Below are 24,440 nucleotides of genomic sequence, written 5' to 3' on the forward strand. Positions count from 1 at the left end.
TATGGAACTTATAGGTCTGAAAGTTGTACATAAAACTTTTAAAAACGGAGTTATTACAGGGCATCAAGGCAATATCATCATAGTCAAGTTTAAAGAGAATGGAAATGAAATGAAATTCCTTTATCCGGATTGCTTTAAAACATACTTAACCCTTGAGAACTCAAATGCAATTGAAAAGGTCAAATTTGATACGGCTTCCAAAATAGAACAAGAAAAAATAAAAAAAGAAAACGAGCGAATTCAAAGAGAAAATAATCGTATAATAAGTGAAATGAATCGTTCAAAAACAAAAGGAAGCGTAGTAAAAGATACACCTGTTATAAGGTTTAAATCGTATAATGAATTTTGTGATCATTATTCTCAAAAGATTGCATCAGAAGTTGCCTTTTTACGTCGAAACGGTGGCAAACGAATAACAGTCTATGATGGACGATATTTAAGCCGACAAGGTCTTCGTTTTTCTTATGAATTCGATACAGATACAGAATTAAACTATCCAGATGGCACTCAGATAACTTTATATGTCTCATTAAAAAAAGACTCAGTTCAAGGAGAAGTGGAAGTAAAAGGAATACTTGAAAATTGTAGTGAATTTACAGTTATTATTTCAACAGACGCTGATCTTGGACATTCTGAAGACACAGAAATATCAAGCTTGGAATTTTCTGTTGAGAGTTGGCGTTTGTTAAATACTCTAAACGAAAGGCTTGTTTTACTGCGGAATAAGAATAATTATATCGCTGATGCATTAGTAACTCAGGGTTTCAATCAAATTGAATATGGTGCTAAATTATCTACCGGTCAAGAAACAGCGGTTGATATGACATTAAAACAACCAATTACTTTCATTTGGGGACCTCCTGGAAGTGGAAAAACCGAGACCCTTGCTAAAATTGCAATTCAGCACATAAAAAAAGGAAATAAAATACTAATGCTTTCGTACAGCAATGTATCTGTAGATGCAGCTATACAAAGAGTGTTTAAATTATTTCCTCAATCAAATCTCGGTGATATCCTGAGATATGGTTATCCGAAGGATAATGATATTAATGAAAGTCAATTCAAATCATCTTTCAACTTTGCTCTTTATTTATGCCCGGAACTTGTGAAAAAACGTAAGGATTTAATGAATGAAAGTAAAAAGTATGGTAAGACGGATCCTAAGCGTAAAGAAATAAGTAAGAAAATTCGCGAAATAAGAGAGGCGCTTGCTGAAAAAGAAATTGATTCCATAAAAAAAGCTAGATTTGTTGCAACAACCGTTTCCAAAGCTGTTGTTGATAAAAAGCTCACCGAGATACCATTTGATGTTGTAATATTCGATGAGGCAAGTATGTCATATATTCCTCAAATCATTTTCGGTGCAAGCCTTGCAAAAAAGCATTTCGTTTGTATGGGTGATTATTGTCAGCTCCCTCCCATAGTTCAAGGAGATCGTTCTGAAAGTCTCTCTGTTGATATTTTTAGATATTGCGGTATAAGTGATGCTGTTGAACGAAACTGTGGACATAAATGGCTATGTATGCTAGATATTCAATATAGAATGCATCCTGAAATTGCCAATTTTGCTAGTGTAACAATGTACCATGGACTTTTAAAAACTGCAAGTGGAATAAAAGAAAAACGTGATGAAATACAAGAAGCCGTTCCAGAATTGAAGAAGGCTTATGGTATAGCTGATTTAAGCTATATGATGTCAACTTGTATTCCTATGAAAGACCATTCGAGAGTAAATATATTAAGTGCGTTTATTTCTTTTGCTTTAGCTGAAAGAGCATATAATAACGGTTTTAACGTCGGTATAATTGCTCCATATACATCTCAGGCAGGATTGTTGAACAGCATGGCACTTGATATGGCGGAAAAGATTGGTGAAAAAAGAACTATCCCTTGTGCAACAGTACATCAGTTTCAGGGCTCAGAGCAGGACGTTATTGTTTATGATGCAACCGATTGCTACAGGCAGACTTATCCAGGAATACTACTGACAAGCACAAAGGACAATTATGCCAACAAGCTATTTAATGTTGCCATGACAAGAGCAAGGGGTAAATTTGTAGCCGTTACAAATGCAAAGTATATGATAGATAAAGGTGTTAAAACAAATCTGATGTTTGGGCAACTCATATCAAAATCAAGAGTTGAAAGTGGTGTTGATGGATATTCACTTGAATATTTCAAAACAGATGTTGATTCCTGCCTTAAGTTTTACAGACAGGCTAATGCAGGGGATGCTTTTCTTGATGATATATCGGCAGCAAATAAATTAGTTTATATTGATATTCCAGATAAACCGATGAACGATACTGCCTTTTATGAGAAATTGATACGGATAATAGACGAGAAAAAGAAAAACAATGTTAAAGTAGTTATTCGTGCGGAAAAACGTTCTTCACTGCCTTTAAGCATACGCTCTATTGCAATAGAACATAGCTTCTCAATGAATCCTGTGGCAGTAATCGATAAGTCTGTTACATGGTATGGTATGCCATGGTCAGAAGCAGTTTTTAAAACGGAAAATGGTTCTATTCAAACTAAATTTCATCCAATAATCAGATTTGCTGGCAGAAAAGCTTCAAGGAAGATATATGGATTACTTGAAATGAATAAAACCACAGATGAATCAGTAGAATTACTAGATGAGGAAGAACCAAATACTTTAGCCCAGTACATTTTAAAACATGAAAAATGTCCTATATGCAATAAACCTATGCAGATGAAGAAAAGTAAAAGTGGAAAGTTCTTTTTGTCGTGTACAGGTTATCCAGCATGTACACAAACAAGTTTCCTTTCAGTAGATTTGGTTGAAGAATATCTATATGTACCAAAACCTGATGGTAGTAAAGTACTTGTTGCAAGATGCAAATGTAATAAATGTGATACTTCACTCGAAGCAAAGCTCGGACAATATGGATTGTATATCCAGTGTTGTGGCCTAAACCGTCATAAATATAAGCCTGATGAAATATGATATATACAATTAGCAATCTACCGCCCTATTAATTATGGGCGGTTTTTCTTATAGCTTGACAAAGCGTATCTCTGGTGGTATAATAAAACAGAACATACATTCTGTTCAAATACTGGGAGGTGATTTTTATGTGTATGTCACTGCGTATAGAACTAAGAGAAATGGCCGAGGTACTCATAAAAGTACGTAAAATGGCTTTTGCTCTGGAAATGTCGATAAAGCTTGGAAAGAGCCTATCCATGTCTGGTGACTTGTACCCGTCAGATATTGCCCCTGTTTTGGCACCGAACAAACACGGACAAATGGTTATATTCCCAATGGTATGGGGATTTACACATAAGGCTACTAATAAGCACATTGCCAACTGCTGCGAGAGACTGCTGATACAAAGGTACTGTGGAAAGATTCATAGTACAGGAGAAGGTGTATTCTCCCTGCTTCATGGTACTATGAATGGGGATATCCTGTATATGAAGAAGACAGTCGCAGTATGCTTGAGCATAGAAATACTAAAAAGATCAAGTATGCTATTCAGACCGAAGGCTCTGACATCACTTATATTGCTGGGCTGTACCGTTATGAGGATCATGGAGATATGAAAGTGCCTATGTTTTCTATTCTCACCAGAGAAGCAGCAGGCATTATAAAGGATATACACGACCGCATGCCTGTCATACTTGATAAGAATAGTCTACAGGACTGGATACGTCCTGACGGAGATCCTTTCAGTATTACTGAGATGGCACTGACAAATATGGTCTTTGAGAAGGCAGTTGAGTATCATAGATCTCCAACGGAGTTTATTACAGCATAGGAATAATAAGGCCGCCTTTATGGCGGCTTTTCTTAAAAACAGATAATACAGTAATAATTATAAACAGCGTGAATTGGCGCAAATTTAATAAAATATATATTGTTCATTTTGCATTCATTGACATTGTTCATAATAAATGTTATAATATGCACACGGAATAGTTAATAAAATTATACATATATTGATATTGCTGGCGAATAATACTAATTGAAAAGGAGTGTGTCTCAGAAAAAGATGAAAGTATAATAAGAAGTACAGTGATTGCTAATTGATTAATAATGTTATAATGGGGCTACCTATGATATCTGATGATCTATTATAGCTTTCCGCCATTCAAATTCAAAGTAAAAAGGAGAGAAGTTATGCTGAAAGAGTGTTTTGAACCAATCCTGATAGAAGAATCAAAAGCTGATTCCAGAAGTCTGATTTTACCACATCAACAAGCTGCTGTTGATGCTATGACATCCTATTTCCAAACTAATATCGACACAACAAATAGAAATGGTCTTGTTGTAATGCCTACAGGAAGTGGGAAGACCTTTACTGCAGTTAATTGGCTTCTGTCCCAAGGTGTTGCGAATGGATACCGTATTATTTGGCTTGTTCATAGACAGGAACTTGTTGAACAGACGTATCGAGAATTCAGGAGACAAGCACCTATTCTGAAAGGAAGTGGGATTGAAAAAATTAAAATATACCCAATTTCAGGCGAATCACAACATATACGAATGGTGAATGCATATAAGGCAGATATTTATGTGTGTAGCATTGCATCAGTGGCAAATAAGTATGGATATAGATTTATTGAAAGAATGGTCGGAGCTGCAGGAAAACGTAAATTAATTATAGTTATAGATGAAGCTCATCATGCACCTGCTGCTGGATATCAAAAAGTAATAAAGCGAATGACCGCATTGAATCCATCCCGAATTCTTCTCGGGTTGACTGCAACACCAACCAGAATGCAGGAATCAGAAAAGCGTATTCTTGATAGAATGTTTAATGTTGATACTAATATTAAAAACGGAATAGGAAGAAAGGGATATGTTTATGAGATTACGCTCCCTGAACTCATTAAGAGCAAATTCTTATCTAATCCTCACTATGTGTTGGTAGAAACAAATATCAATGGTGAGATCGAATTTCAGATGACTCCAGAAGATGAAGCTTTTTTCGCCGAATATCATGAGCTATCTGAAAAACTGAAAGCAAATATAGCACGCTCTGCTGTTCGTAACAAGATAATTCTCGATGAATACTTGAAGAATCAAGAAAAATATGGTAAAACCCTGATATTTGCAGTAAATCAAGACCATGCAAAAACATTGTATGATGATTTTAAAAAAGCAAATATATCATGTGAATATGTGATAGCTTCAAAACCTAATGCTCAGGAAACAATACGTGGTTTTAAAGATAATAAATTCAAAGTCCTGATCAATGTACTAATGATGACTGAGGGAAGCGATGTGCCCGATGTTCAAACAGTATTCTTAACTTGCCAAACCAATAGTGACTCTCGACTAATGCAAATGATTGGTCGTGGGCTGCGAGGTGAAAAAGCTCACGGAACCAAAGATGCATTTATTGTTTCTTTCCATGATGTATGGAATAGATTCTTGACATTTCTTGATCCACGCGATATCGGTATTTTTGATGTAGAAGAAAATGAAGAAGTAATGGAAGAAGAAACAGATATTCAGGAAGAAAAGCCAATTGAGCCGGATTATGCTTATCTTGACTATTTAACTCAACCTGGAAGCGGCGAAATAACTCAACCTGAAGAGATGAGCGATATCACAAATGGTTCCTCTATTTCATCAAGCGAATTGTATCTGAAGTTATATCACTTGATGCACGCTTCTTTGACTTCAGAAAGGAAGAATTTGGAATATCCTGTTGGATGGTATTCTGTTTTGGATAATGATGGTAATGATGTATCTGTTCTTGTATTCAAGAGCCAAATAAAGGTCTATAACGATATAGAAAACAGTATTGATCTTATCAAGGGTAAAATTACTGTTGATGATTTACGAGAAATCTATTTTGGCGGTTTGGATGCTATCCCCAATGATGAAGAACTTCAGTATATTCTGGATTATATTGAAGAAACAGACAGTATGCCTATGTATTTTGCCTTTGAACAGAGAGATGCACTCGACCCCAAGAAAATTGGTGAAAAAGCTAATGAGTTATTTACAAAGGAAGAAGACAAAGAAGAATGGCTGAAAAAGCTATTTGATTCTCATGATGTTCTACAAAACATATATCATACTTTTTTTGCTTTCAAAAAGACTGTGTTTGATTCGATGAAAGAGCAGACAGATCCCGTTTTGAAAACTATTCAAGAAGAACTTAAAAGTTATGAAATAATTGAGAATTATCATCATTTGAATGAATTGCTGAAAGAAGTTATGGAAATGTATCCTTTGTTAAGTACCAAGCAGCTGGTCAAGACTGCATGGACAAAAGAAGTAGTTCAAGACTACTTTGCTCTGACAGAATGGACGAAGGATAACAAGTACTACCAGATTCATGTAAACAAGATCCTTTCATCGCCAAGAATAGGTAGGGAGGTAATTAAATATCTGATTTTTCATGAACTTTTACACGTAAATGGATATAGAGAGCATAATATGGACTTTAGGTCAAGAGAATGGCAATATCCTGATTCTGCTAACCTGGATGCAGTGCTAGATAATTTACGTTTGGAGTATAATGTTGATTCCATATTTAAAAGTGGTGTAAAAGATGAAAGCCATTCTTTTGAAGGATTAATTGACACAAATTGCGAAATACTGCCAAAAGAAAACGTATTGCAAGAAGCGCAACCGACTTTTGATTCAAGTGCTCACGGAGTAATGAAAGGATTCAAATACTGTATGAATTGCGGTATGAAGCTCCCAGAAAAGGCAAATTATTGCTCTAAGTGTGGGACTAAGGTTGATTATTAGTCCTATATTTTGATAAACGTTTTGAGAGAATTTGTGGAGAAAGTCATCAAGTGTGGAATATTAACTATAATGTGGCGGTCATATCCACCCGTCATCGATGACATTTTCAAGAATAAGCGCATAAAAACATGACTGTCCACTTTGCTTTTCGGAGTTGGTATGATAATTTATTAAAAGCCTCATGGAGGAGGGGACTATAATGCGATTCTTTAAAACAGTACAGAACCTGTTTGGTTCTGATAAAAATTTCTTTGACAAGGAAGCTACGATCAAAGAGTACTTTGACCTCGTACCAGAGCAAGACAGAAAAGAAGTATCTTCTTATGAAGAACTATATGAAGAAGCGTTAAAAGTGGTAGAGAAACAGGATTTTGAGGAAAATGTTCAAGAACAAGGAGATTACTTTCATATTCTTACCGGAAATGAATCGACAATTGCTGTTTTAATCGGGATACTTGCATTTGCAGTTTCAAGAGAAGTAGATGAACATGGAACGGATCTTGAAAAAGCTATCGATAGAGTTCTACCCAAAGGATATGATACAAATAATCCATTTGACGTTAAAGAAGGACTAGGTCACAGAATATTCGGGCATGATCCTGCATTGTTTGGATTAAAAAACATTCCTGCTGATATGCCAATTAAAGTTAAAATAGAAGATGGTAAACGATCAGTTATTAAAATTGGCGAATTTCTTGGAGTTGGAACAGATGGGAAGGTTTCAATGTGGGATTTGATTTGGAAGTTTTACGGGAATAATGACAACAAAATTTCCGGTGTTGTGAATTGTCTAAAACATACGATTGTTCATTTTGCAAAGGACCTTCTTACACCAGCAGGCTTACCATTACCTCTTACAACTTTATTTGAAAAGTATAAATACTATGAGAATCTTAATGCACATGGTATAATGTATAAAAACTCGCTTATGCAAAAACTTGACAATATGGGCATCAAGATGAAAGCAAGTGATTTTGCGGCTTTTTTCCTGATTGAGACATTTTTGGCAATTTATTGTAAAGCTAATAATATGGATGTTTCATCAAAACGAGATATGAAATTGATTGCAATGGGGACTTGCATATCCATGCAAATGGCAGTTATTGCATTAAGCAAAGAACTCCACATTGGGAAAAAAGGAACCCCAAAAATGACTGCTGGTGGAAAGCTGAATCCTATATTATCACTTGCTTTTTTGAAACTTACTTTTCAGGAAATGAATTCTGTTTATAAAGCAAGAAAAGATGTCAATAGGAACTACGATAAGATTGGAAAAGAGGTGGCAACTGAATGAATGAAAAAAACTTAAAAAATATTGTTAAGCCTTTAATCAAGCCAGCGCGTAATTTTTTGATCACCGCAGTAGGTGCCGTAGGTTTAGGAGAAATTATACATAAAGGACGCGAGGCTTTAACAAGAAAGAAAGCTATGAATGCTGCCATTAGAGAAAACAACCGTAAAGAAGCAAAGCAAGATAAATCTGAGGAGGATGGAATATGTTAATCTTAATTGTTGTATTTATCATCGTTTTTGTGATATACTTTGTTTTCCGAGAAAAAAGCAGCATCAACAAGCATAAAAAGAATCAAAACTACACCCCTAAGGGAAAAATAGACAATGGCAAAAATAATTGAATCACACGTTTGGAGTATTCCTTGACATTATAAATCTCCAGTCGTTACTATAACTTGGGACTGTTTTGTTCTAATTCACTTTGTAGCTGTTGGCGTAATTGTAACAGATAAGACAAAGATATTAAATGTGGTATAATAATACTACTTCTGCTTATTGCTTTGGATAATATTGATCCTGTGTATTCAAGATTCTGTTTTCGGTGTGTGCAGCAACCGAATCACCAAATATTTCTATGAGCTCTGTTGACACTGAGAAAGAAATTCCTTTTTTACGTACTGTATGACTCTAAGTGATACTCGGCGAAACATAAAATAGGAAGCTATGTCCATTATGCTATAAAGCAAATATTGGATATCATAATAACAAGATGTTTAATGTTAAGCCGCCATAAGGCGGCTTAAGCGATATCATTACCCTTAAGGAGATTTATTTATGGAATGGCTGTATGATGAATTACTTTCAATATTTTTAGAAAAAGGAATAGGTATTTTTAAAAAATTTCAGTTAAAAAGGAAGATAAAAAGGACATCTGAAAATATCAGAGAATCGGTATGTAAAAAATACGAATCAGAAAAATACTTCTTACACCTAGATGGTTATATTCATACAAATAGGTTTGTCAATAATTTTTTATCAAACTGCTTATCTTCAGATGCAATTTGGAATGATGAAAGTATTAGAGCATATTGCCAAAAACGTCTTGATATTTTTTTTAAAGAATATCCAGAGCATTCAGTAGATGAAAAGAGTATATACGATTGTCTAGATTTTATTGTTAAAACAGTATTACATCAAATCTTTGAAATTGAAGATATGGAAATTGTTACTGCTGTTAATTCGATTAAAAAACATTTGGATGTATCATTTGATGATTTAAAAAGCAGTATTACGGCAATACAAGAAAAAACAGATTTATTGGAGGATAAATTTGAGAGTATTGTATTTAAGGATATAAAGCACAATGTGGAATATATTCCTATTATCACTAATATTGCATTTACGCCACCAGAATTGAATGATAAATTCATATGCGATAGGAACGATTATATTTCAGATATTATTAAAAAACTTGATTCTTGTGGTTGGTATCATATAGTTGGAAGTGTGTGGTCGGGTAAAACTTATGTTTCTTTACTTTTAAAAAAGCAATGTACAAATAGTGTATGGTTAGATTTGTCCATAGGAAAAAGTCTCAATACTATTAGCATTCTTGAAAAAGAGGTGCTTAATCCAGCAATTAATGGGCTAGATAATAAAATAGTTATTATTGATAATTTCCCTAAATTGTTAATATCCGATTCATACTCAAAAAGATTGATTACTTTAATAAATAAGATGATCGACCTTAGCATAAAGATTGTTTCTTTTGGGTGTTATGAGAATAACGATTTTATTTCGTATCTAAATGTCAAAGATTATTTCAGTTGTCATATAAAGGATTTTTCTGATGATGATACCTTGAAACTAATGTCTGCGTTTGATGCACCAACGTATCTTCTTCAGAGTAAAACCTCTGGGTTTATTAAAGAATTATGTGGAAAAAAGCCCGCGGCGATTATTATTATTCTGAATTATTTGAAATCAGATAATTGGAATTTATCATCTGAAGTTCTCACACGTTTATTGAAGTTGGATATTGACGAATTAAACAATCAAATTGATTATATTCTTCATAAAACGATTCAAGATAGTGAGACAAGGGATTTATTGTATCGGATAGCATATGTTGGTTTTGAAGTTAAAAAAGAGGATATAGATAAGATTGCAAATATTGAGCCTAAGATATCTTTAGTTGGGGAACGCCTAAACGAAATGAAAGGAGTATGGTTAACAGAGGATAATGCTGTATTAGTGAATGGACTACTCAAAAATGCTGCACATGAAAACTTATCAACTGATATGAAAAAGAATATAGGCAGTATTATCGCTGATTCAATATTAGTAAATAAAGAACTAAATCAGATAGACATAATAAGATTAGTAGGTAATTTAATAACTGCTGAACGCTTCGAGGAAGCAGGACAAGTTTATATGATTGCTATGCAAAGTTTATGCTCTGATCATATTGAATATAATGATTCGTTATTATTTGTGAAAATGTGGAATGAAACTCATTTACCAAAAGAAATGAGCAATTTCAGCAAAGCCGGTATACGTCTATATCAAATATTTTATGATGCTCAAAACGGAAGAAAAAACACTTTTGCAATAGACGAATTAAATAGTATTTCTAAAGAGAATAGTCAAATAAAAGAATTAATAGTTTTGGCTAGTGGAATGATTATAATGGATTCTTTTGATATTGCTTTAAGCTTACTTGAAACAGTTGATTTTGTTTCTATTAGAACTTATTTTGATGCTGAACTTTTTGTGGGCTTAATTGTGATGTCAATGTACAAATGTACTTGCGTTTCGGATATTGATAGGTGGTTTAAATGGATTAAAAAGCAAGTAGATGACAAATGGTTATCTCAAATTGATGATTATGAATATACGGATTTCTTTATTCATGCTTTTGATATGGTTAGAGACAAGATCAATTGTGAAGAAATTGAATTGATGGAAACATTAATTGATGAAATGGATTATTTTGCAATAGAGCATTCTTGGAAGAGTTTGCATATCGGATGTCTAATTAAGATAATTCATTTGAATGGAATCAATAGACATGATTATGAGACTGCGAAAAAAATTTATAGTAAACAGCTTGAAGAAAACACGGAACCTATTGCATTAGCACATTTATGTTACAAGATGGGATTACTCGCTTCAGATAATAAAGATTATATATTCGCTGAAGAGTGTTATAATAAATCAACTTCAACATTAGCGTATTTGGGTGATTTCGATAAGGTTTTTTGTTTGGTTAACTGTGCAATTACGTATTTTCATAATATGAAATATGATATAGCAAAGATTGTTATAGATCAAGCCTTTGAAAAAGCAAATAGTTATACTAAGAATGTTTTTACAGAAGAATTGTTATTTAAGCTACATTTTGAAAGAGTTATTGCATATTATACTTCTGGAGATATGTTCGATGCCATTAATTCTATTGATTATATATGTCACTACTTTATCAATAATGGGATAAACGATAATGAACATCTAATTGTTATTTCACTTCATTGTTTAGTATATATAGCCGAGGACTTGATAGAGCATGATCCCCCAAAAGTATTAAATGAAAATGAAGAGTATACTGCACCATATATGGGATTGCTTTGGAATGTATGCAATTCGAATAAATTTCATTTATCAGATATTGATTTGAGATATAACAGTTTATTATATTTGCTGGCATTGATATTTGATTATTATGGTTACAATGTAAAAGCTAATGATTGTGTTAAATACTTAAGAGATAAGAATAATTATACCATGATAACTTCCCAGATTACTATTATGGCAATACATCGAGCATATTATATATATAAATTATGGGAAATAGGTGAATATAGTTATGCTTCATATTTGTTAGCTAAAGTAATAGAAGAGCTTGAAGTGAGAAAAAACCAAAATAGAGTTAGATATATACTTTTGAAATGTTCATTTCATCTTCTTCAACATTACGAAATAATCAATTCCGTTTTAATAAGCTTTAAGAATAATGATATATTATCCGCTAATCCCTATATTCAAAATTTTATCACTGCATTTGAATTATTAAATCAAAATGGAAATGATGAAAACATAATAATTCTGGCTAATGCTAAAGCAACAAATAATGAGTACTTAAAGGCGGTTTGTTATGTAATTGCTACTGAGAAAGCAGATTTAAATAATCTCATAGAGTTATATTTATGCATTCTTTATTCAGTGGGAGACATTGTTCTGAATGATATTTATTGGATGAACGATGTCTTAATTCCGTTAATAAAACGACAGTTATCGAGTTATATTCAAGAAAAAAGTGATATGGATAATATCATAAATGGACACAATAGCATATTTAACGGATATAAATATAAAGTAGAGGATCTAAAAGACATATTGAAAAAATGTATAGTTTTTGTTGATGAAAGCAAAATTAATAGAGAATGGTTAAAGTGGTTATACTGATTTTTAAATGACTTCAGATTTTAAAACTATATAGCTTATTAAATCCTTATTAGCTGAAAGTTGTTACAGTACATCAACGCGTACATCAACCCAAAGCAAAAATGCTCTGCGAAGCTTCGTTGAAGCTTTTGAACAAACGGCTATTTTACGCGCTGTATGCCTCTAGGTGATTCTCTGTAAAACATAGGATAGTCACAATTGATGTTGTATGATCACAGCTTTGATTCAAGCGAATAATACTTATTACCATAGCTCCTCCTTTCGGAGGAGCTTTCTATTTTATGTATTTACATTGTATCACTGATATGATATAATAGAGCTTAAGAAAAGAATGAAGAATTATTATCAAAAAATATTAGTATTGTTTTGAACAGGAGTGAGAATGCATGAATAAAGAAGAAGTATTATCTCTTATCGATAATTTTAGAAGTGTATTAATTTCGCAAGCAACTGATGAATATGGACAATCAGATAAAGACTATAAACCAATGCGTGAAGCTCTTATTGCTATTCCTGAAATAAAAGATCATATACCGCAATTCATTATTTCAAATCGAAATGCAAGTAGTTTTTTTCGGTATATGCAAGGTCAAAGTGGTACCTATAAAGGAAGGATAAAAATAATAAATGATGAAATGAGTAAGCTTTCAGCATTTATTGAATTTGAATCGGTGGAAGATCCTTTTTCTGGAATTAAACAGTACAAAAAATGCGAGAGTATTGGAAATGGTGGATTTGGTGAGGTTTTTAGATATCATAATGAATGTTTGGATATGGATTTTGCTGTAAAGATTTATAGCCCATTATTTAAGTCAGAGGAAGAGATGGTAGAGGGAGAAAAACGCTTCTTTAGAGAAGCAAAAATGTTATTTTCACTTAATAACGAAAATATAGTTAGGATCTATGATGCAGGACGAACAGATGGAAAACCTTTTATAAGGATGGAGTTTATTAAGGGGGAATCGTTGAAAGATTATATTAATGAGAATGGATTCCAAGATACTAATTTTGTAAAGAAAGCTATAATTCAAATTTTAAATGGTTTAAACTGTGCACACATAGCCAAAATTATTCATAGAGATTTAAAGCCTTCAAATATTATGATCATCCCAATTGAAGATGATAGTTTAAGTGAAAAGTATAGATATAAGATAATAGATTTTGGCATAAGTGCATTTATGGAATCAGAGGAATATACTAAGTTGACACGTACTGGTGAGACTATTGCCGGTGGACATTGTATTGACCCACTGCTTACAAGTAATCCAAAGCTGCGGGATATTCGTTCAGATATTTATTCGGTTGGAGCTATTATGTACTTCATGCTTTGTGGTAGAGAACCTTGTGGTAGTGATATTATTGAAACTCTTCATAAGATTAATCCAAATGTACCTGTTGAGTTAGATGAAATAATAAATAAGAGTCTTTCAAGTGATATAGAAAAACGATATACATCATGTTCTGATTTTATTGAAGCGATTCAATTATTAGTACCTGAGTCAAATGTAGAATTTTAATTATATTATGAAAGATTATAAAGAAAAGAAGGAGTATAGTTATTTCGATAGTAATATGTATATTATCTCTATTTGTGTATTAAATAAGAATTATTTTTTATAAGCAAATGAAAGCTATTGATGAAAATGAAAAAGCCTCCTTCACATGGAGGCTGGAAATTAGTATATTCGATATAGTTAATACGATTAATGTCTAGATAAAAGGTGTTAAATGTGATGTAATAAAGTTACAATTTATTGAATAGGACAATGTTGCTTTCGAATAATAGAATTGCTGTAGAGCAATATAATACAAATTAGGTTTGGCTTTTCAAACAATATTGCTCCTTTGTTCTCAAGACAATGTTTTTTTCAGTGTTGTACATCAACGCGTACATCAACCCAGAGCAAAAATGCTCTGCGAAGCTTCGTTGAAGCTTTTGAACAAACGGCTATTTTACGCGCTGTATGCCTCTAGGTGATTCTCTGTAAAACATAGGATAGTCACCTCATAACCCGAAGGTCGTTGGTTCAAATCCAGCCGCCGCAACCAACGTAATATCGGCACTTTCGAGCATTCGGAAGTGCTTATTTTTATGCCCTTTTTTATCCAATTGCAGCAACCGTGCAGCAACGCGTTTATTTTCCCTCGAAATATCGCTGAGAATCACTGAGTGTTTTTTAGAGTTTTTGAAGAATATTGCGGATTTTGTTAACCGAGGTTAACAAAAACAAGGTTTGTTGTTATGAAAATAGATAGCTATAAGAAAAGCCCCTTCGTGGGGCTTTGATTGTATTCGGTTTCTTAAAGGTTATAGCAAAGGATAAACCTGTTCATTTGGAAGAAAAGGTGTTATATCAATTCCCTTTCTTCTTGATAGATTAAGTTCTTTGACATATGGGGTTATATCTTCAATTTGCATGATCCAATCATTTACATATTCCTTTACGGCATTATTTCTTATTCCTAATTGGATAGATCGATATGACAAATTTCTTCCTTCAATGTCTTTTTCAGGATCCCATTGAATCCTTACATCAGAACTTTTCACAAGCTTCTGCCATTCTTCCTTTGAAGTATCCATATCATCCGTGTAGGTGGAGGGGATCGCATTTTTCACGATCTTATCAAAAGCTTCTCTCTTTATATCTATAGCCAGAACCCTTTCCTGATTTTCTTTTTCTGCCCATCCGCAGCGATACATCATCCATAAGAAAGAGGGTTTTATCCAGGTCATTCTGTTCAGGCTGAAATGACTTCCGAATGTTCCGAGTTTAATTGCTTCATCTGCGATCATATCCGGATATGCCTGATATACTCTTATAGTATTCTGGTCATAAACAGCTCGTATTTCTTTTTCTTTCATTTTTTATCACCCTTTGGCATTATCCCAGAACCTGTATCGTTCCGGTATAATATCTTTAAAGAACTGATATTTTCCTGTCCAGCCTTCAGGTACAAAATCCTCAAAAGACATATACTCAGGATAGTATGATAACAAAGTTTTTTTATCGAAATCAATAAGAATTGAAGGATTATATGATAGGAGCTCATCAGGATCGCTCTCCATGGACATCATTTCTCTTAGTTCATCCGCAGATATCATATATGGTTTTATTTTTTCCAGAAAATCGTCCTTTGTTTTTTCATTGACAACCCTTATACCGAATCTGTATTTTTCATCAATAGTAAAATTATAGCCTTTTTTTCGATATGCTGATTCATTAATATCAAGATTCATAATACAAATATCATTATGAAGGATATACCAGTTAAAGCTTCCTTCATTGATTATTCCGACTATCAACTCTTCTGCATATTCAGGTTTCATTTTCTCACTCCTTTTTGCTCTTTATTATCATTTTCAGTTGTTCTCAAAAGCTTCCAACTCTTGACAAAGTGCAATAAAATCATCATATACAGTTATTGTTTGCAGATAACGAAAATCAAGAATGTAACCTGAAGCTCTGTGCCTCAGGAAGTCTGCATCCCAAAGAGGTACAGAAATAAATCCGTCCTTATAATGATACTTTAATGGTTCAAACTTATCTATGTTAGCACGGAAATACTTTACCTTAGCCATGCAGAGTTTATTGATCCTGAACAGCAGACCGATAACGTCTGTACGTTCAAAGAAAGCGTCCTTGAATATAAGGTGTTTATGTGAGTTCTCCCTGTCTGAGTACCAGGCGTTGTTTTCGTGCTGTAAGTGATACTTTTCAATCAGAAGATACTTGTCTTCCATATTTTCCTCCTTGTATCAGCATATGTTTGGGTTTATGATATGTACTTCTGAAGAAATATGCCCTCTGAGCCCATTATACATTATTCTGATCTAAAAATCAATTGCTTTTTGCTTGACGGTATATGATAAGCGGTATATAATATAAGTAAAGGAAAAGCACCCCACGAGGGGGTGCTCAAGAGTCATTTTTCGGTGAATGTTGTATCAAATATATTTGAGGACATCACATCTTCAAATTCTATGTTGATATTTGTCGAAGTATCAACATACACCGGAAGGTCAATGCCGCGTTTCTGAAGCTCGGCTATTGATGCTAAGCCTAATTTTGCGTTAGTCGCTCTGTCCTGTTCGGGTATGGGCTCAACGCTGTTTATTATGTCCTTCAGCTTATCTGCATCGCAGTTACTGGGAACGGTAAGATTGACGTTCTTGCTAGCATCTATAACAAGACACGTATTTTCTAAAACCTCGCCCGGGAGGTCTGAAGTCTTTATCGCAGGGACTTCCTTTTTTTCAACTGTATAATCCATTGTATTTTCCTCCTGAAGTGTCATTTCTGACTCTGATGTGGTATAATCTTCCTGCGTATACGGGGTATATACTGTGGAAGGGCATGTTGTCATGCCCAGATTAGTGAGGTCATATGTAGAGTAATATTCATCATCCGATGAACTTTTTTCATCGAACAGATCCTCGAACACCGTTGCATTATCAGCCATGACTTCATCGAAGATCTCAAAGATCTCGAAGCCCTCGCTGAGCTCATGCGGAGTCATATCCAGCATATCCTCAACGCTCATTTGTATCTGATCAATCTTGTGGTCATGCAGTATGTGATTGCAGTGCACCTTGAAGCGATTCATATCCTTTTTTGACTGCTTGAATATTTTTCCAGTCTTGAAGTTTACTGAGTTTATGATGATTTTTAGTGATTCAGAAAATGACTATGAACTTGAATATGCTATTGATTATTTGCTCCAAAACTATAATTAAAAATGATACAGAAAGTCTCCGCGAGGGGAATTCTTCGTTCATATATGCATTCTTGACTTTTGGTGATATTGCAGTGTATAATATGGATAGTAAGCAGGTAATTATGATAAATTGGAATTTATAAAGCTATCTGCTAAAGGACGGAGGCGGCAGTGACTATGATTGAGATTTCCTATATGCAGATGTTTATTTTTATAACTCTCATCTGGATACTTGTACGATTCATAATTGCGATCAGATCCAAGACTTTTTCTGTAAAACGCGAACTACAGATGCTTCTTATATACATATGCATTGTAGTTATTGCGAGATTTGTATACTTTCCGTTACATCATGTTGATGGGGGAATAGATACACTTAAGATTGGTTTTTCGGAAACAATGTCCGATATGGTAAGCTTTATCCCGTTTTATTTTCTCTTTGACAGATATGATGGCTGGATTATCAATATTATCGGAAATATAGCAATGTTTATACCTGTAGGAATAGTATGGCCTATCTGTTTTCGCAAGCTTGATAATATCAAAAAAACTTTGATTGCTGGAATTAGTTTTATTCTTTTTATTGAACTATCCCAGTTGCTATGTCTCGAAAGGCATACAGATGTTGATGACGTGATATTAAATACAAGCGGTGTTTTGATCGGAGCGTGTATTGTATTTGCTATACGAAAATTGAAAAAACAGTTGATTTTTCAGAAATGTTAATTCAAGAATATAATGAGATAAAAAGCAAATAATCTCATTTTATAATAACGGCAAAATCTGATTTATCTTAGCAAAATAAAAAAGCACAATGCCCCTGAGCACTTTGTAACACTCAGGGGCAAATTCTATATGGGTATTTGTCTTTGTGGAGAAGAAGCTTCTTGTTATTTTATTATATTTTCTCGATGTATGCAATATCTTGAAAAATACAGTGTCCTATGGTATAATTATGGAAAATACAAGGAGGAAAGATATGGAATTTTTTCAAAGCCTTACGGCAAAGAATATCAGTCTATACCTCAAACAAAAGGAGAAATACAGTAGATCTGTTTTAAATAGGGGATATATTTATGAATAACATAATAAAAGAATTTTATAATGATTTTTCAATAAGAATTGATACTTCAGCTTGCAAATCATTAATTGCTGGCCGTGATTTAAACTTAAATGATACTTGGTGCTATAGCGATCAAGTATTTGAGAGCGGAAAAATATATGGTATAGTAAGTGAATATGGTCAGGGTTGTGAGTATCTGTCATATTTACTTGGGGGTAGAGTCCAGTTTGAGAATATTAAGGTTTACTGTAATGGCAGCTTGATTTCCCATAATGACCTTAATGATGTTTCATTGAATTTAGAACCCTCTTGTGAACCCTATGGGAAAAAGCAAGTGAAAAAGTCAATAGAAAGTGCTCTTTTAAAAAGCTCAGCTAAATGTGATTTTTCATTGATAGCTGATAAATTTCTTTTGACACCTGAAAGATATGATAGGAAATTCATCCATCTAAGTGGTGAACGCTGGAGGGCAGCTGCTGCATTTGGCTATGCTCAGAATAAAAGGATCTATTTCGCTCCGTATAAAACAAGCAGCTTTTACTATAAGATGTGCCAGTCCTGCTTAATGAAGGCATTAAGAGAACTTACAAAGAACGGTGCACTTGTTATACTTCCTGCCGGAAGTGATGAATTTATAAACCATATTGCAGATGAAATAATATACCTGAACCGTAATTATGACATAGATGATCTGCGGCAGTTTTATGATAAACAGTTCGGTGAAAAATGGATTCATTAAACAGTTATAACAGGGGGGATTAATATGTCAGTCGAAAATTATATTGACCTTTATGCAGATAGTCATTCAGAGTTGATCGAGCTAATGCAGAAACTATATCCATCAAGCCCGAATGAAACTAATGAAGAGAGATGTTTCCTCAACGATCATATCAATGTATATGTTTATTCGCTTAGTGAAAGAGAGATTCAGTGGATGAAAGAGGACTATGGTGTTAATGTGAATCATTGCCTTTCCTTTCAGTATTTCTCTTTCTCCGACTGCAATTCTGCGAACGAGCTTATATATGTGATGAAACAGTTGGTGCGAATGCTGAACTGCGATCTGCTCTATCAGCCTAACGGCGACAGTCCTGTCATTGTACGACGTTCCGGAATACTGCTGTTCGATGATTATTTTGACCGATATTTCGGCAAAGGAGCTTCGGATTCCCTGCGTGAACAAAACAAAATCAATATCACAGACGATATGTCAATGGAAGATATCATGGAGCGTTGTGAGGAGAAATTCGGAGATGATTTCAACTGGTGGATGCTGCCAAAGGAGAAACGCGAGGCTCCCTTTGTTCCCGAACTGAAGCTTGAACTCGGTGAGGACGATCCGTTTTTTGACGGTCGGGTGTATGCGATATACAAATGTGATGCCAATGATGACATGCTGTTTCAGTCGGTAAGGAAGGACGGAACTGAGCTATGGCGAATTTATCATCTGACCTACTCACATCGGCGTGAGCGAGAAGGATTTCCTATAAGGTGGGATTTTGAAAGCGGACAAAAAGCAGCGGAATATATCATCAACCAATATGTTGAAGATAACGAAAGCTGCGGAATAAAACTATAGTAATCAATTAACTGAATATACACGAAGCACTTGCTGCGGCAGGTGCTTTTTTATACCTTATAAATGGCTGTATTTAGCGGAGTGTCCAAGTGTCCGCAAAAAGCTTTATATATAAACGAAAAAGTTCATCCGTGAAGTTTGAGTATTTACGAATATAATGGTTAGGTTGAAGAAGCTTGTACTTCTTCTGATTGACTTTTTCTCCCTGCTGTGCTATAATTCAGATGTTGAACAGCTACCGAGATCTATATACAATATCATAAATATCGGGTGATTTTATGAGTGATGATTGGAAAAGTACCGAATGGCGGGATAAAGCATTCCGCAAACCTTTCAGATACTGGATACGTGATGAAATCGAAGAAATAATCAAAGAAGAAAACATAGACAGAAAACGTTTTTATGAAGCCTCAAAAAATAATTATCAGTCTATAATCAATAAGTTTTATTACAGTTTTATTGATTATGAAGATAAAAGAAAACCTGATTTCACAGAGTTAAGTTATCTATGGCTGATTTTTCAAAAGAATCTGAAACGATCTCCATTGATTCACTGGGGAAAGGATTATAATGAATATATCGGTAGTATAGCATCATTAATACCGGATGAGTATCTCAATAATATGCACTATCTGATACTGAGTCAGGGCTGGGTTTATGAAGGGTATATTCCTGAAATTATAGCCGTATTAAAGGAGACCGATGGCTGGCTTGATGATTTTTATGTTGTTTCAAAAAAATATGAGTATGTGATAGTCCATACTGATGATGGCGAATGTATGTATTCACTGACAAAATAGTTCTTTACTTATATTGCAATATTGTTTAACGTAAGCACTTGTTGAAAAGCAGGTGCTTTTTATGCCTCTGAAACGGCTATATTCAGCAGAGTGTCCAAGTGTCCACAAAAAGCTTTATATATAAAAGAAAAAGTTCATCCGTGAAGTTTGAGTATTTACGAATATAATAGTTAGATAGATTAAGCTTGTACTTCTTCTGATTGACTTTTTCTTCCTGTTGTGCTATAATTCCGGTATAAAGGAAGCACAGGAGGTGTTGAAGTTGAGTTTTGATTTTGATATCAGCCTACGCATCAAGGACAAGCGAACCGGTGACATCATCTCCGGTCCGAAAGTGATCCCTGCGCCTGCAAGTGATTATGCTGGCTATGAAGAAATCTGCTGGTGGGCCAGCAGTCTGTTCCTTGATCTTCCACCGGCTATTTTCAGAATATGCGGAAAATATATGGGAAAACAGTATCTGCTTGAAGAAGGAGCAGAAGGAAATGCCTATACCTCTGTACCGAGAGTTGCTCTGCGCGAAATATGTTCCTATATATTTAGCAGAAGCTGTGTGCCAGATTCTGAACTGACTGAGGAAAGAAGCTGTTCGTGGTGGGAAGGTTACGAGGTTACAAACCAAGCCAAAGCAGAAGAACTGAAAGATTTCTTGTGGTCTCTTGAATATATTGAAAATCGAAATGAAGATGCCGGAATTGCAGAGAAGTTTATCACCGATCTCAAGAAAAGAGAAGAGTTTAAAAGCAATCCGCAGGGATATGAGTTTGAGTTTATGCTCAATTATCATTACTGCCGTCCCAGATAATAATTGTATTGCAAAAAACTTAATAAAAACTAAGCACTTGTCCAAACAGACAGGTGCTTTTTTATATCTTAAAAATGGCTGTTTAAGTGGATTGTTAGTGATTTTTCTCTATGGATTAAGTCCAAAGTGCAAATGTCAAAGTTTCAAAGTGCAATTATTGCACTTTGAAGAAAGCTTATTATTGAGCACTATCAATATATAATCTATAAATATACCGCAGCCATATGGCTGCGGTATGATGAAAACATATTTTTTATAAGCATCTGTCAGACGATGTCGCTGTTATCTCCAAGAGTATTCAAATGGCGACTGTAACGTTTAGGAATATTAATACCAACAAGATATCCGATAGAATGTAAAAAGTCTGATATTACAGAAAATCCGTCTTTGTAGAAAGCTTCTATTCGCTTATCCTTAAATGGAATATTTTTATAATCAGGAGGACAAACAAATGTCCAGTCAGCTCCGCTTCGATCCAGAACAATACGGAAAAACTTATCAATATCTGTATCTTTATAGCCTACATCCATAAGAAGAATATGATGTTCAACAGCTTCATCTACCTGACTCATAATAGCTGTTTTTCCATCAAAAGAAATTAGAATAAGAAGCGGTTCATCTGCTGCCATAGCTTTATTTACTGCTTCATCAGAAGGGTATTTAATTAAGTTCATATTATCACCCGATATAATTATTTAGTAAATAATACATAAGATGCAATTCAAGTAAAATATGCTCGTATGTAATTAAACAAAAGAAAACAAATGCCTTATAGTATATTGCTGTATAGATATATTATAACTCATTTTGTTTATAAATGCAATACTTGAAACAGCTATTGTTATTTCAGATGAAGTCATTCACAAAGCATTATATTATCGGAACAGATTTTAACTATACATAAAATGAAGATGCAGCCCATTGGCTGCATCTCAGATTGTCTTTTTGTTTGTGTTGAATTATCGATTTGAATGATGAGTTTTGGCTCAATATTAATCTTATAATGTCCTGAAAACTACAATATCATCAATATCAATCTCATCTATTCTGCAAGGCACGTTTCCTTTAAGCGTTGTTTCAATATGATAGAATAGAAGGCAATCATAAATATACCCAATAACGCTTGACGAACGTCTTTTGTATCCCAGTTCGGAAAGTAATGTGCGGAGCTTCATCTTTGAAAAGCCTTTTTTGTTTATGTATAGTATTCTTATCCTTAATTCCTTAAAAATCAAGTGCGAAAATGTGTGCTCAGTGTCGTCTGATTTGCTGTTGTTAATCAATCCATAGTCATTCAGATCCTTTTCTATATCATTCTGCTCGGAAATGTATGTTTCGGGGTCACTGATATAATTGAGCTTATCCATAACGGCAAGGATAAACATTTTCTTATCCGAACGATATTCTGGCTGGATAAATATATTGTCATAGCGATGAATGTTTTGCAGAAGTTCAATATATTGCTTACAATCCATTTGATGATATTGGATTATAAGCGCTAATTCATAGGGTGAATACAAATAACTATTCATCATATTTATCACTCTTCTTTGCATTGCATGAACGGCAGAGTATTTGTAGGTTTTCCGGAACTGTCTTACCTTCTTTTTTATTTAATGGAATAATATGGTCAACATGAAGCAGTACACGATCTGGAAATGATTTTTGACATCCTGCACATTTATATTGTCCATTCGGAAGTAGTGCTTTTTTAAAAGCATTTGAACGAAGTTCATCTTCATATTTTGGATTGATCTTGCCTATTTCATGAAGCGTCATTTTTTCAAAATAGCGTTTACCATAAGTAACATTATCTTCATCATCTTCAAATAGAAAAGGCGAGGTGATACGTAGAATTTCTCTGTTGAGCTGATTATAGAAGTATTTTTGCCTTCCGAAGAACAATCTAAGTACATTATCATCTCCGTTCTCCCAGAGTTGCTGCACATATGCGGATTGAGTAACTGGATCAATCTTTTGCTCAACAATGTATTTAGCGATAGCACAAACGTCAATCTTGTTTTTATCAAGTTCATCAAACGAATAGAATGCCGGTGCAGAATCATACTGAGCATAATACTTCAGTATATTAATGATGTCTTTCTCATCATAAGGCGGAACCATTTCACCTAAGAAAAATGCGTCTCGGCATTGTTCTGCCATTTCTGCAAGTATCTCATCTGAGAGGTATTCTTCATCATTACCATATTCATTAAATAAAGCGGGCAGATTAACCATTAGCTGTTCGTATGCTTTTCTTGTGCTGTCATAAATCATGACTTGATAAGAAATATCAACACCATTATCTTCGAGATAGGTGAATGCGTACATACCGATAGGAATACGCTGTGTGAATGGAGCTTTTTCAAGTTCTCTGGTATCTGCTGAATCATTCAGCATCTTGGCGAATTCTTCTATCTTAGATATAGCAATAAGGCGAATATCACGTTTTTCATACTCTGTTTTGGAATCAGCAAAATCATTGTTTCCTTCGAAAATCATTTCTGGTGTGGTCCATGCAATCTTGTCAAGTCCGTTATCAACAAAAGAAACAATATAGGCTTCTTCTGTGCCGTCTGCCTCTTTACCCCTTAAGGCTCTTCCAACCATCTGGGTCATAAGTATTTTTGAAACGGTTGGTCTTGTGAGAAATACTGTTTGCGTTTTTGGTAAGTCGACACCTTCAGTTAGTATATTAACATTAACAAGTACTTGTAATTCTCCATTTTTATATGCCTCAATAGCAGAAGCATTGTCCTCTTGACTTCTTGTGACACCGGTAACCATATCTCGTACAGACGAAATAACATAATCCGCTTTAATTCCGTACTCTTTGAAAGTTGCGGCTAAAGCAATTGCGTGAAGCTGATTTACAGCGAATACAATAGTTTGACCGTATTTATCCTTGTTTTTTACATATTTTTCGACAATAAACTTGCGACGATCCTTACTTTTAACCATTTCATCTGCAAGATCATCAGGGATAATATCAAAATGCTGAATTGTTTCAAGATCTTTAGCACCGACGAAGGAGCTATAAT

The 24,440-nt window shown here is 34.2% G+C and carries 20 protein-coding genes; 13 read left to right on the top strand and 7 right to left on the bottom strand.

The genetic code is table 11. The features are described 5' to 3' along the window. The first annotated feature begins 1 nt into the window (after window position 1). The 7 genes from BLW60_RS12100 to BLW60_RS12130 all read left to right on the top strand — a co-directional run bounded on the left by BLW60_RS12100 (window position 2) and on the right by BLW60_RS12130 (window position 13,953). Window positions 2–2,971, top strand: coding sequence for an AAA domain-containing protein (locus tag BLW60_RS12100; RefSeq protein ID WP_074717715.1), 2,970 nt, complete (start codon window positions 2–4; stop codon window positions 2,969–2,971). Window positions 2,972–3,398: 427 nt separating this feature from the next. After that, complete coding sequence (locus tag BLW60_RS17200; RefSeq protein WP_242872882.1) at window positions 3,399–3,785, top strand: SOS response-associated peptidase family protein; 387 nt, start codon at window positions 3,399–3,401, stop codon at window positions 3,783–3,785. Window positions 3,786–4,147: 362 nt separating this feature from the next. After that, on the top strand, window positions 4,148–6,739 hold the full coding sequence (locus BLW60_RS12110; protein WP_074717718.1) for a DEAD/DEAH box helicase family protein: 2,592 nt from the start codon (window positions 4,148–4,150) through the stop codon (window positions 6,737–6,739). A 199-nt stretch (window positions 6,740–6,938) separates the two neighbouring features. After that, on the top strand, window positions 6,939–8,033 hold the full coding sequence (locus BLW60_RS12115) for a hypothetical protein (protein ID WP_074717720.1): 1,095 nt from the start codon (window positions 6,939–6,941) through the stop codon (window positions 8,031–8,033). Beyond that, on the top strand, window positions 8,030–8,242 hold the full coding sequence (locus BLW60_RS12120) for a hypothetical protein (protein WP_074717723.1): 213 nt from the start codon (window positions 8,030–8,032) through the stop codon (window positions 8,240–8,242). The genes BLW60_RS12115 and BLW60_RS12120 overlap by 4 nt, the downstream gene beginning before the upstream one ends. Before the next feature lie 564 nt (window positions 8,243–8,806). After that, on the top strand, window positions 8,807–12,436 hold the full coding sequence (locus BLW60_RS12125; protein WP_074717726.1) for a hypothetical protein: 3,630 nt from the start codon (window positions 8,807–8,809) through the stop codon (window positions 12,434–12,436). 386 nt (window positions 12,437–12,822) lie between these two features. After that, window positions 12,823–13,953, top strand: coding sequence for a serine/threonine-protein kinase (locus BLW60_RS12130; RefSeq protein ID WP_074717728.1), 1,131 nt, complete (start codon window positions 12,823–12,825; stop codon window positions 13,951–13,953). A gap of 791 nt (window positions 13,954–14,744) precedes the next feature. Here BLW60_RS12130 and BLW60_RS12135 read toward each other — a convergent pair. The 4 genes from BLW60_RS12135 to BLW60_RS12150 all read right to left on the bottom strand — a co-directional run bounded on the left by BLW60_RS12135 (window position 14,745) and on the right by BLW60_RS12150 (window position 17,041). Continuing rightward, a complete protein-coding gene (locus tag BLW60_RS12135; RefSeq protein ID WP_074717730.1) occupies window positions 14,745–15,299 on the bottom strand; it encodes a DUF4291 domain-containing protein in 555 nt (184 codons plus the stop codon). Between the two features lie 6 nt (window positions 15,300–15,305). Beyond that, window positions 15,306–15,764, bottom strand: coding sequence for a hypothetical protein (locus tag BLW60_RS12140; protein ID WP_074717733.1), 459 nt, complete (start codon window positions 15,762–15,764; stop codon window positions 15,306–15,308). Window positions 15,765–15,797: 33 nt separating this feature from the next. Then, window positions 15,798–16,178, bottom strand: a complete 381-nt coding sequence (locus BLW60_RS12145) for a hypothetical protein (protein WP_074717736.1) — start codon at window positions 16,176–16,178, stop codon at window positions 15,798–15,800. Between the two features lie 182 nt (window positions 16,179–16,360). Further along, window positions 16,361–17,041 (bottom strand): hypothetical protein, encoded by a 681-nt coding sequence (locus tag BLW60_RS12150; RefSeq protein ID WP_074717739.1) that lies wholly within the window; start codon window positions 17,039–17,041, stop codon window positions 16,361–16,363. 402 nt (window positions 17,042–17,443) lie between these two features. Here BLW60_RS12150 and BLW60_RS12155 point away from each other — a divergent pair, with 402 nt between their 5' ends. The 6 genes from BLW60_RS12155 (at window position 17,444) to BLW60_RS12175 (ending at window position 21,399) form a co-directional block, all read left to right on the top strand. Next, complete coding sequence (locus BLW60_RS12155; RefSeq protein ID WP_242872883.1) at window positions 17,444–17,878, top strand: VanZ family protein; 435 nt, start codon at window positions 17,444–17,446, stop codon at window positions 17,876–17,878. A gap of 189 nt (window positions 17,879–18,067) precedes the next feature. Further along, a complete protein-coding gene (locus BLW60_RS17285) occupies window positions 18,068–18,202 on the top strand; it encodes a hypothetical protein (RefSeq protein ID WP_278289917.1) in 135 nt (44 codons plus the stop codon). Between the two features lie 26 nt (window positions 18,203–18,228). Continuing rightward, window positions 18,229–18,954 carry a hypothetical protein gene (locus BLW60_RS12160; RefSeq protein WP_074717744.1) on the top strand — a complete coding sequence of 242 codons (726 nt, stop codon included), beginning with the start codon at window positions 18,229–18,231 and terminating at the stop codon, window positions 18,952–18,954. Window positions 18,955–18,978: 24 nt separating this feature from the next. Further along, window positions 18,979–19,794 carry a hypothetical protein gene (locus BLW60_RS12165; RefSeq protein WP_074717747.1) on the top strand — a complete coding sequence of 272 codons (816 nt, stop codon included), beginning with the start codon at window positions 18,979–18,981 and terminating at the stop codon, window positions 19,792–19,794. Window positions 19,795–20,072: 278 nt separating this feature from the next. Then, window positions 20,073–20,594, top strand: coding sequence for a DUF6756 family protein (locus BLW60_RS12170; protein WP_074717750.1), 522 nt, complete (start codon window positions 20,073–20,075; stop codon window positions 20,592–20,594). Between the two features lie 253 nt (window positions 20,595–20,847). Continuing rightward, window positions 20,848–21,399 carry a hypothetical protein gene (locus tag BLW60_RS12175; protein ID WP_242872884.1) on the top strand — a complete coding sequence of 184 codons (552 nt, stop codon included), beginning with the start codon at window positions 20,848–20,850 and terminating at the stop codon, window positions 21,397–21,399. A 266-nt stretch (window positions 21,400–21,665) separates the two neighbouring features. Here the strand turns inward: BLW60_RS12175 and BLW60_RS12180 are convergent, their stop codons facing one another. From BLW60_RS12180 to BLW60_RS12190, 3 genes are all read right to left on the bottom strand, one after another. Then, window positions 21,666–22,073, bottom strand: a complete 408-nt coding sequence (locus BLW60_RS12180; protein ID WP_074717756.1) for a hypothetical protein — start codon at window positions 22,071–22,073, stop codon at window positions 21,666–21,668. A 324-nt stretch (window positions 22,074–22,397) separates the two neighbouring features. Then, window positions 22,398–22,874, bottom strand: a complete 477-nt coding sequence (locus BLW60_RS12185) for a hypothetical protein (protein WP_207645941.1) — start codon at window positions 22,872–22,874, stop codon at window positions 22,398–22,400. 49 nt (window positions 22,875–22,923) lie between these two features. After that, the gene (locus tag BLW60_RS12190) at window positions 22,924–24,360 is read right to left on the bottom strand and encodes an HNH endonuclease (protein WP_347496600.1); all 1,437 of its coding nucleotides are present in this window, start codon (window positions 24,358–24,360) and stop codon (window positions 22,924–22,926) included. Between the last annotated feature and the right edge of the window lie 80 nt (window positions 24,361–24,440).

This window comes from Ruminococcus flavefaciens (assembly GCF_900108555.1).
Lineage (GTDB): Bacteria > Bacillota > Clostridia > Oscillospirales > Ruminococcaceae > Ruminococcus > Ruminococcus flavefaciens_P.

Coding starts and splice junctions, on each gene's coding strand:
- BLW60_RS12100 (WP_074717715.1), top strand. CDS start 2: ATGGAACTTATAGGTCTGAAAGTTGTACATAAAACTTTTAAAAACGGA.
- BLW60_RS12110 (WP_074717718.1), top strand. CDS start 4,148: ATGCTGAAAGAGTGTTTTGAACCAATCCTGATAGAAGAATCAAAAGCT.
- BLW60_RS12115 (WP_074717720.1), top strand. CDS start 6,939: ATGCGATTCTTTAAAACAGTACAGAACCTGTTTGGTTCTGATAAAAAT.
- BLW60_RS12120 (WP_074717723.1), top strand. CDS start 8,030: ATGAATGAAAAAAACTTAAAAAATATTGTTAAGCCTTTAATCAAGCCA.
- BLW60_RS12125 (WP_074717726.1), top strand. CDS start 8,807: ATGGAATGGCTGTATGATGAATTACTTTCAATATTTTTAGAAAAAGGA.
- BLW60_RS12130 (WP_074717728.1), top strand. CDS start 12,823: ATGAATAAAGAAGAAGTATTATCTCTTATCGATAATTTTAGAAGTGTA.
- BLW60_RS12135 (WP_074717730.1), bottom strand. CDS start 15,299: ATGAAAGAAAAAGAAATACGAGCTGTTTATGACCAGAATACTATAAGA.
- BLW60_RS12140 (WP_074717733.1), bottom strand. CDS start 15,764: ATGAAACCTGAATATGCAGAAGAGTTGATAGTCGGAATAATCAATGAA.
- BLW60_RS12145 (WP_074717736.1), bottom strand. CDS start 16,178: ATGGAAGACAAGTATCTTCTGATTGAAAAGTATCACTTACAGCACGAA.
- BLW60_RS12150 (WP_074717739.1), bottom strand. CDS start 17,041: ATGAATCGCTTCAAGGTGCACTGCAATCACATACTGCATGACCACAAG.
- BLW60_RS12155 (WP_242872883.1), top strand. CDS start 17,444: ATGCTTCTTATATACATATGCATTGTAGTTATTGCGAGATTTGTATAC.
- BLW60_RS17285 (WP_278289917.1), top strand. CDS start 18,068: ATGCAATATCTTGAAAAATACAGTGTCCTATGGTATAATTATGGAAAA.
- BLW60_RS12160 (WP_074717744.1), top strand. CDS start 18,229: ATGAATAACATAATAAAAGAATTTTATAATGATTTTTCAATAAGAATT.
- BLW60_RS12165 (WP_074717747.1), top strand. CDS start 18,979: ATGTCAGTCGAAAATTATATTGACCTTTATGCAGATAGTCATTCAGAG.
- BLW60_RS12170 (WP_074717750.1), top strand. CDS start 20,073: ATGAGTGATGATTGGAAAAGTACCGAATGGCGGGATAAAGCATTCCGC.
- BLW60_RS12180 (WP_074717756.1), bottom strand. CDS start 22,073: ATGAACTTAATTAAATACCCTTCTGATGAAGCAGTAAATAAAGCTATG.
- BLW60_RS12185 (WP_207645941.1), bottom strand. CDS start 22,874: ATGGATTGTAAGCAATATATTGAACTTCTGCAAAACATTCATCGCTAT.
- BLW60_RS12190 (WP_347496600.1), bottom strand. CDS start 24,360: ATGGTTAAAAGTAAGGATCGTCGCAAGTTTATTGTCGAAAAATATGTA.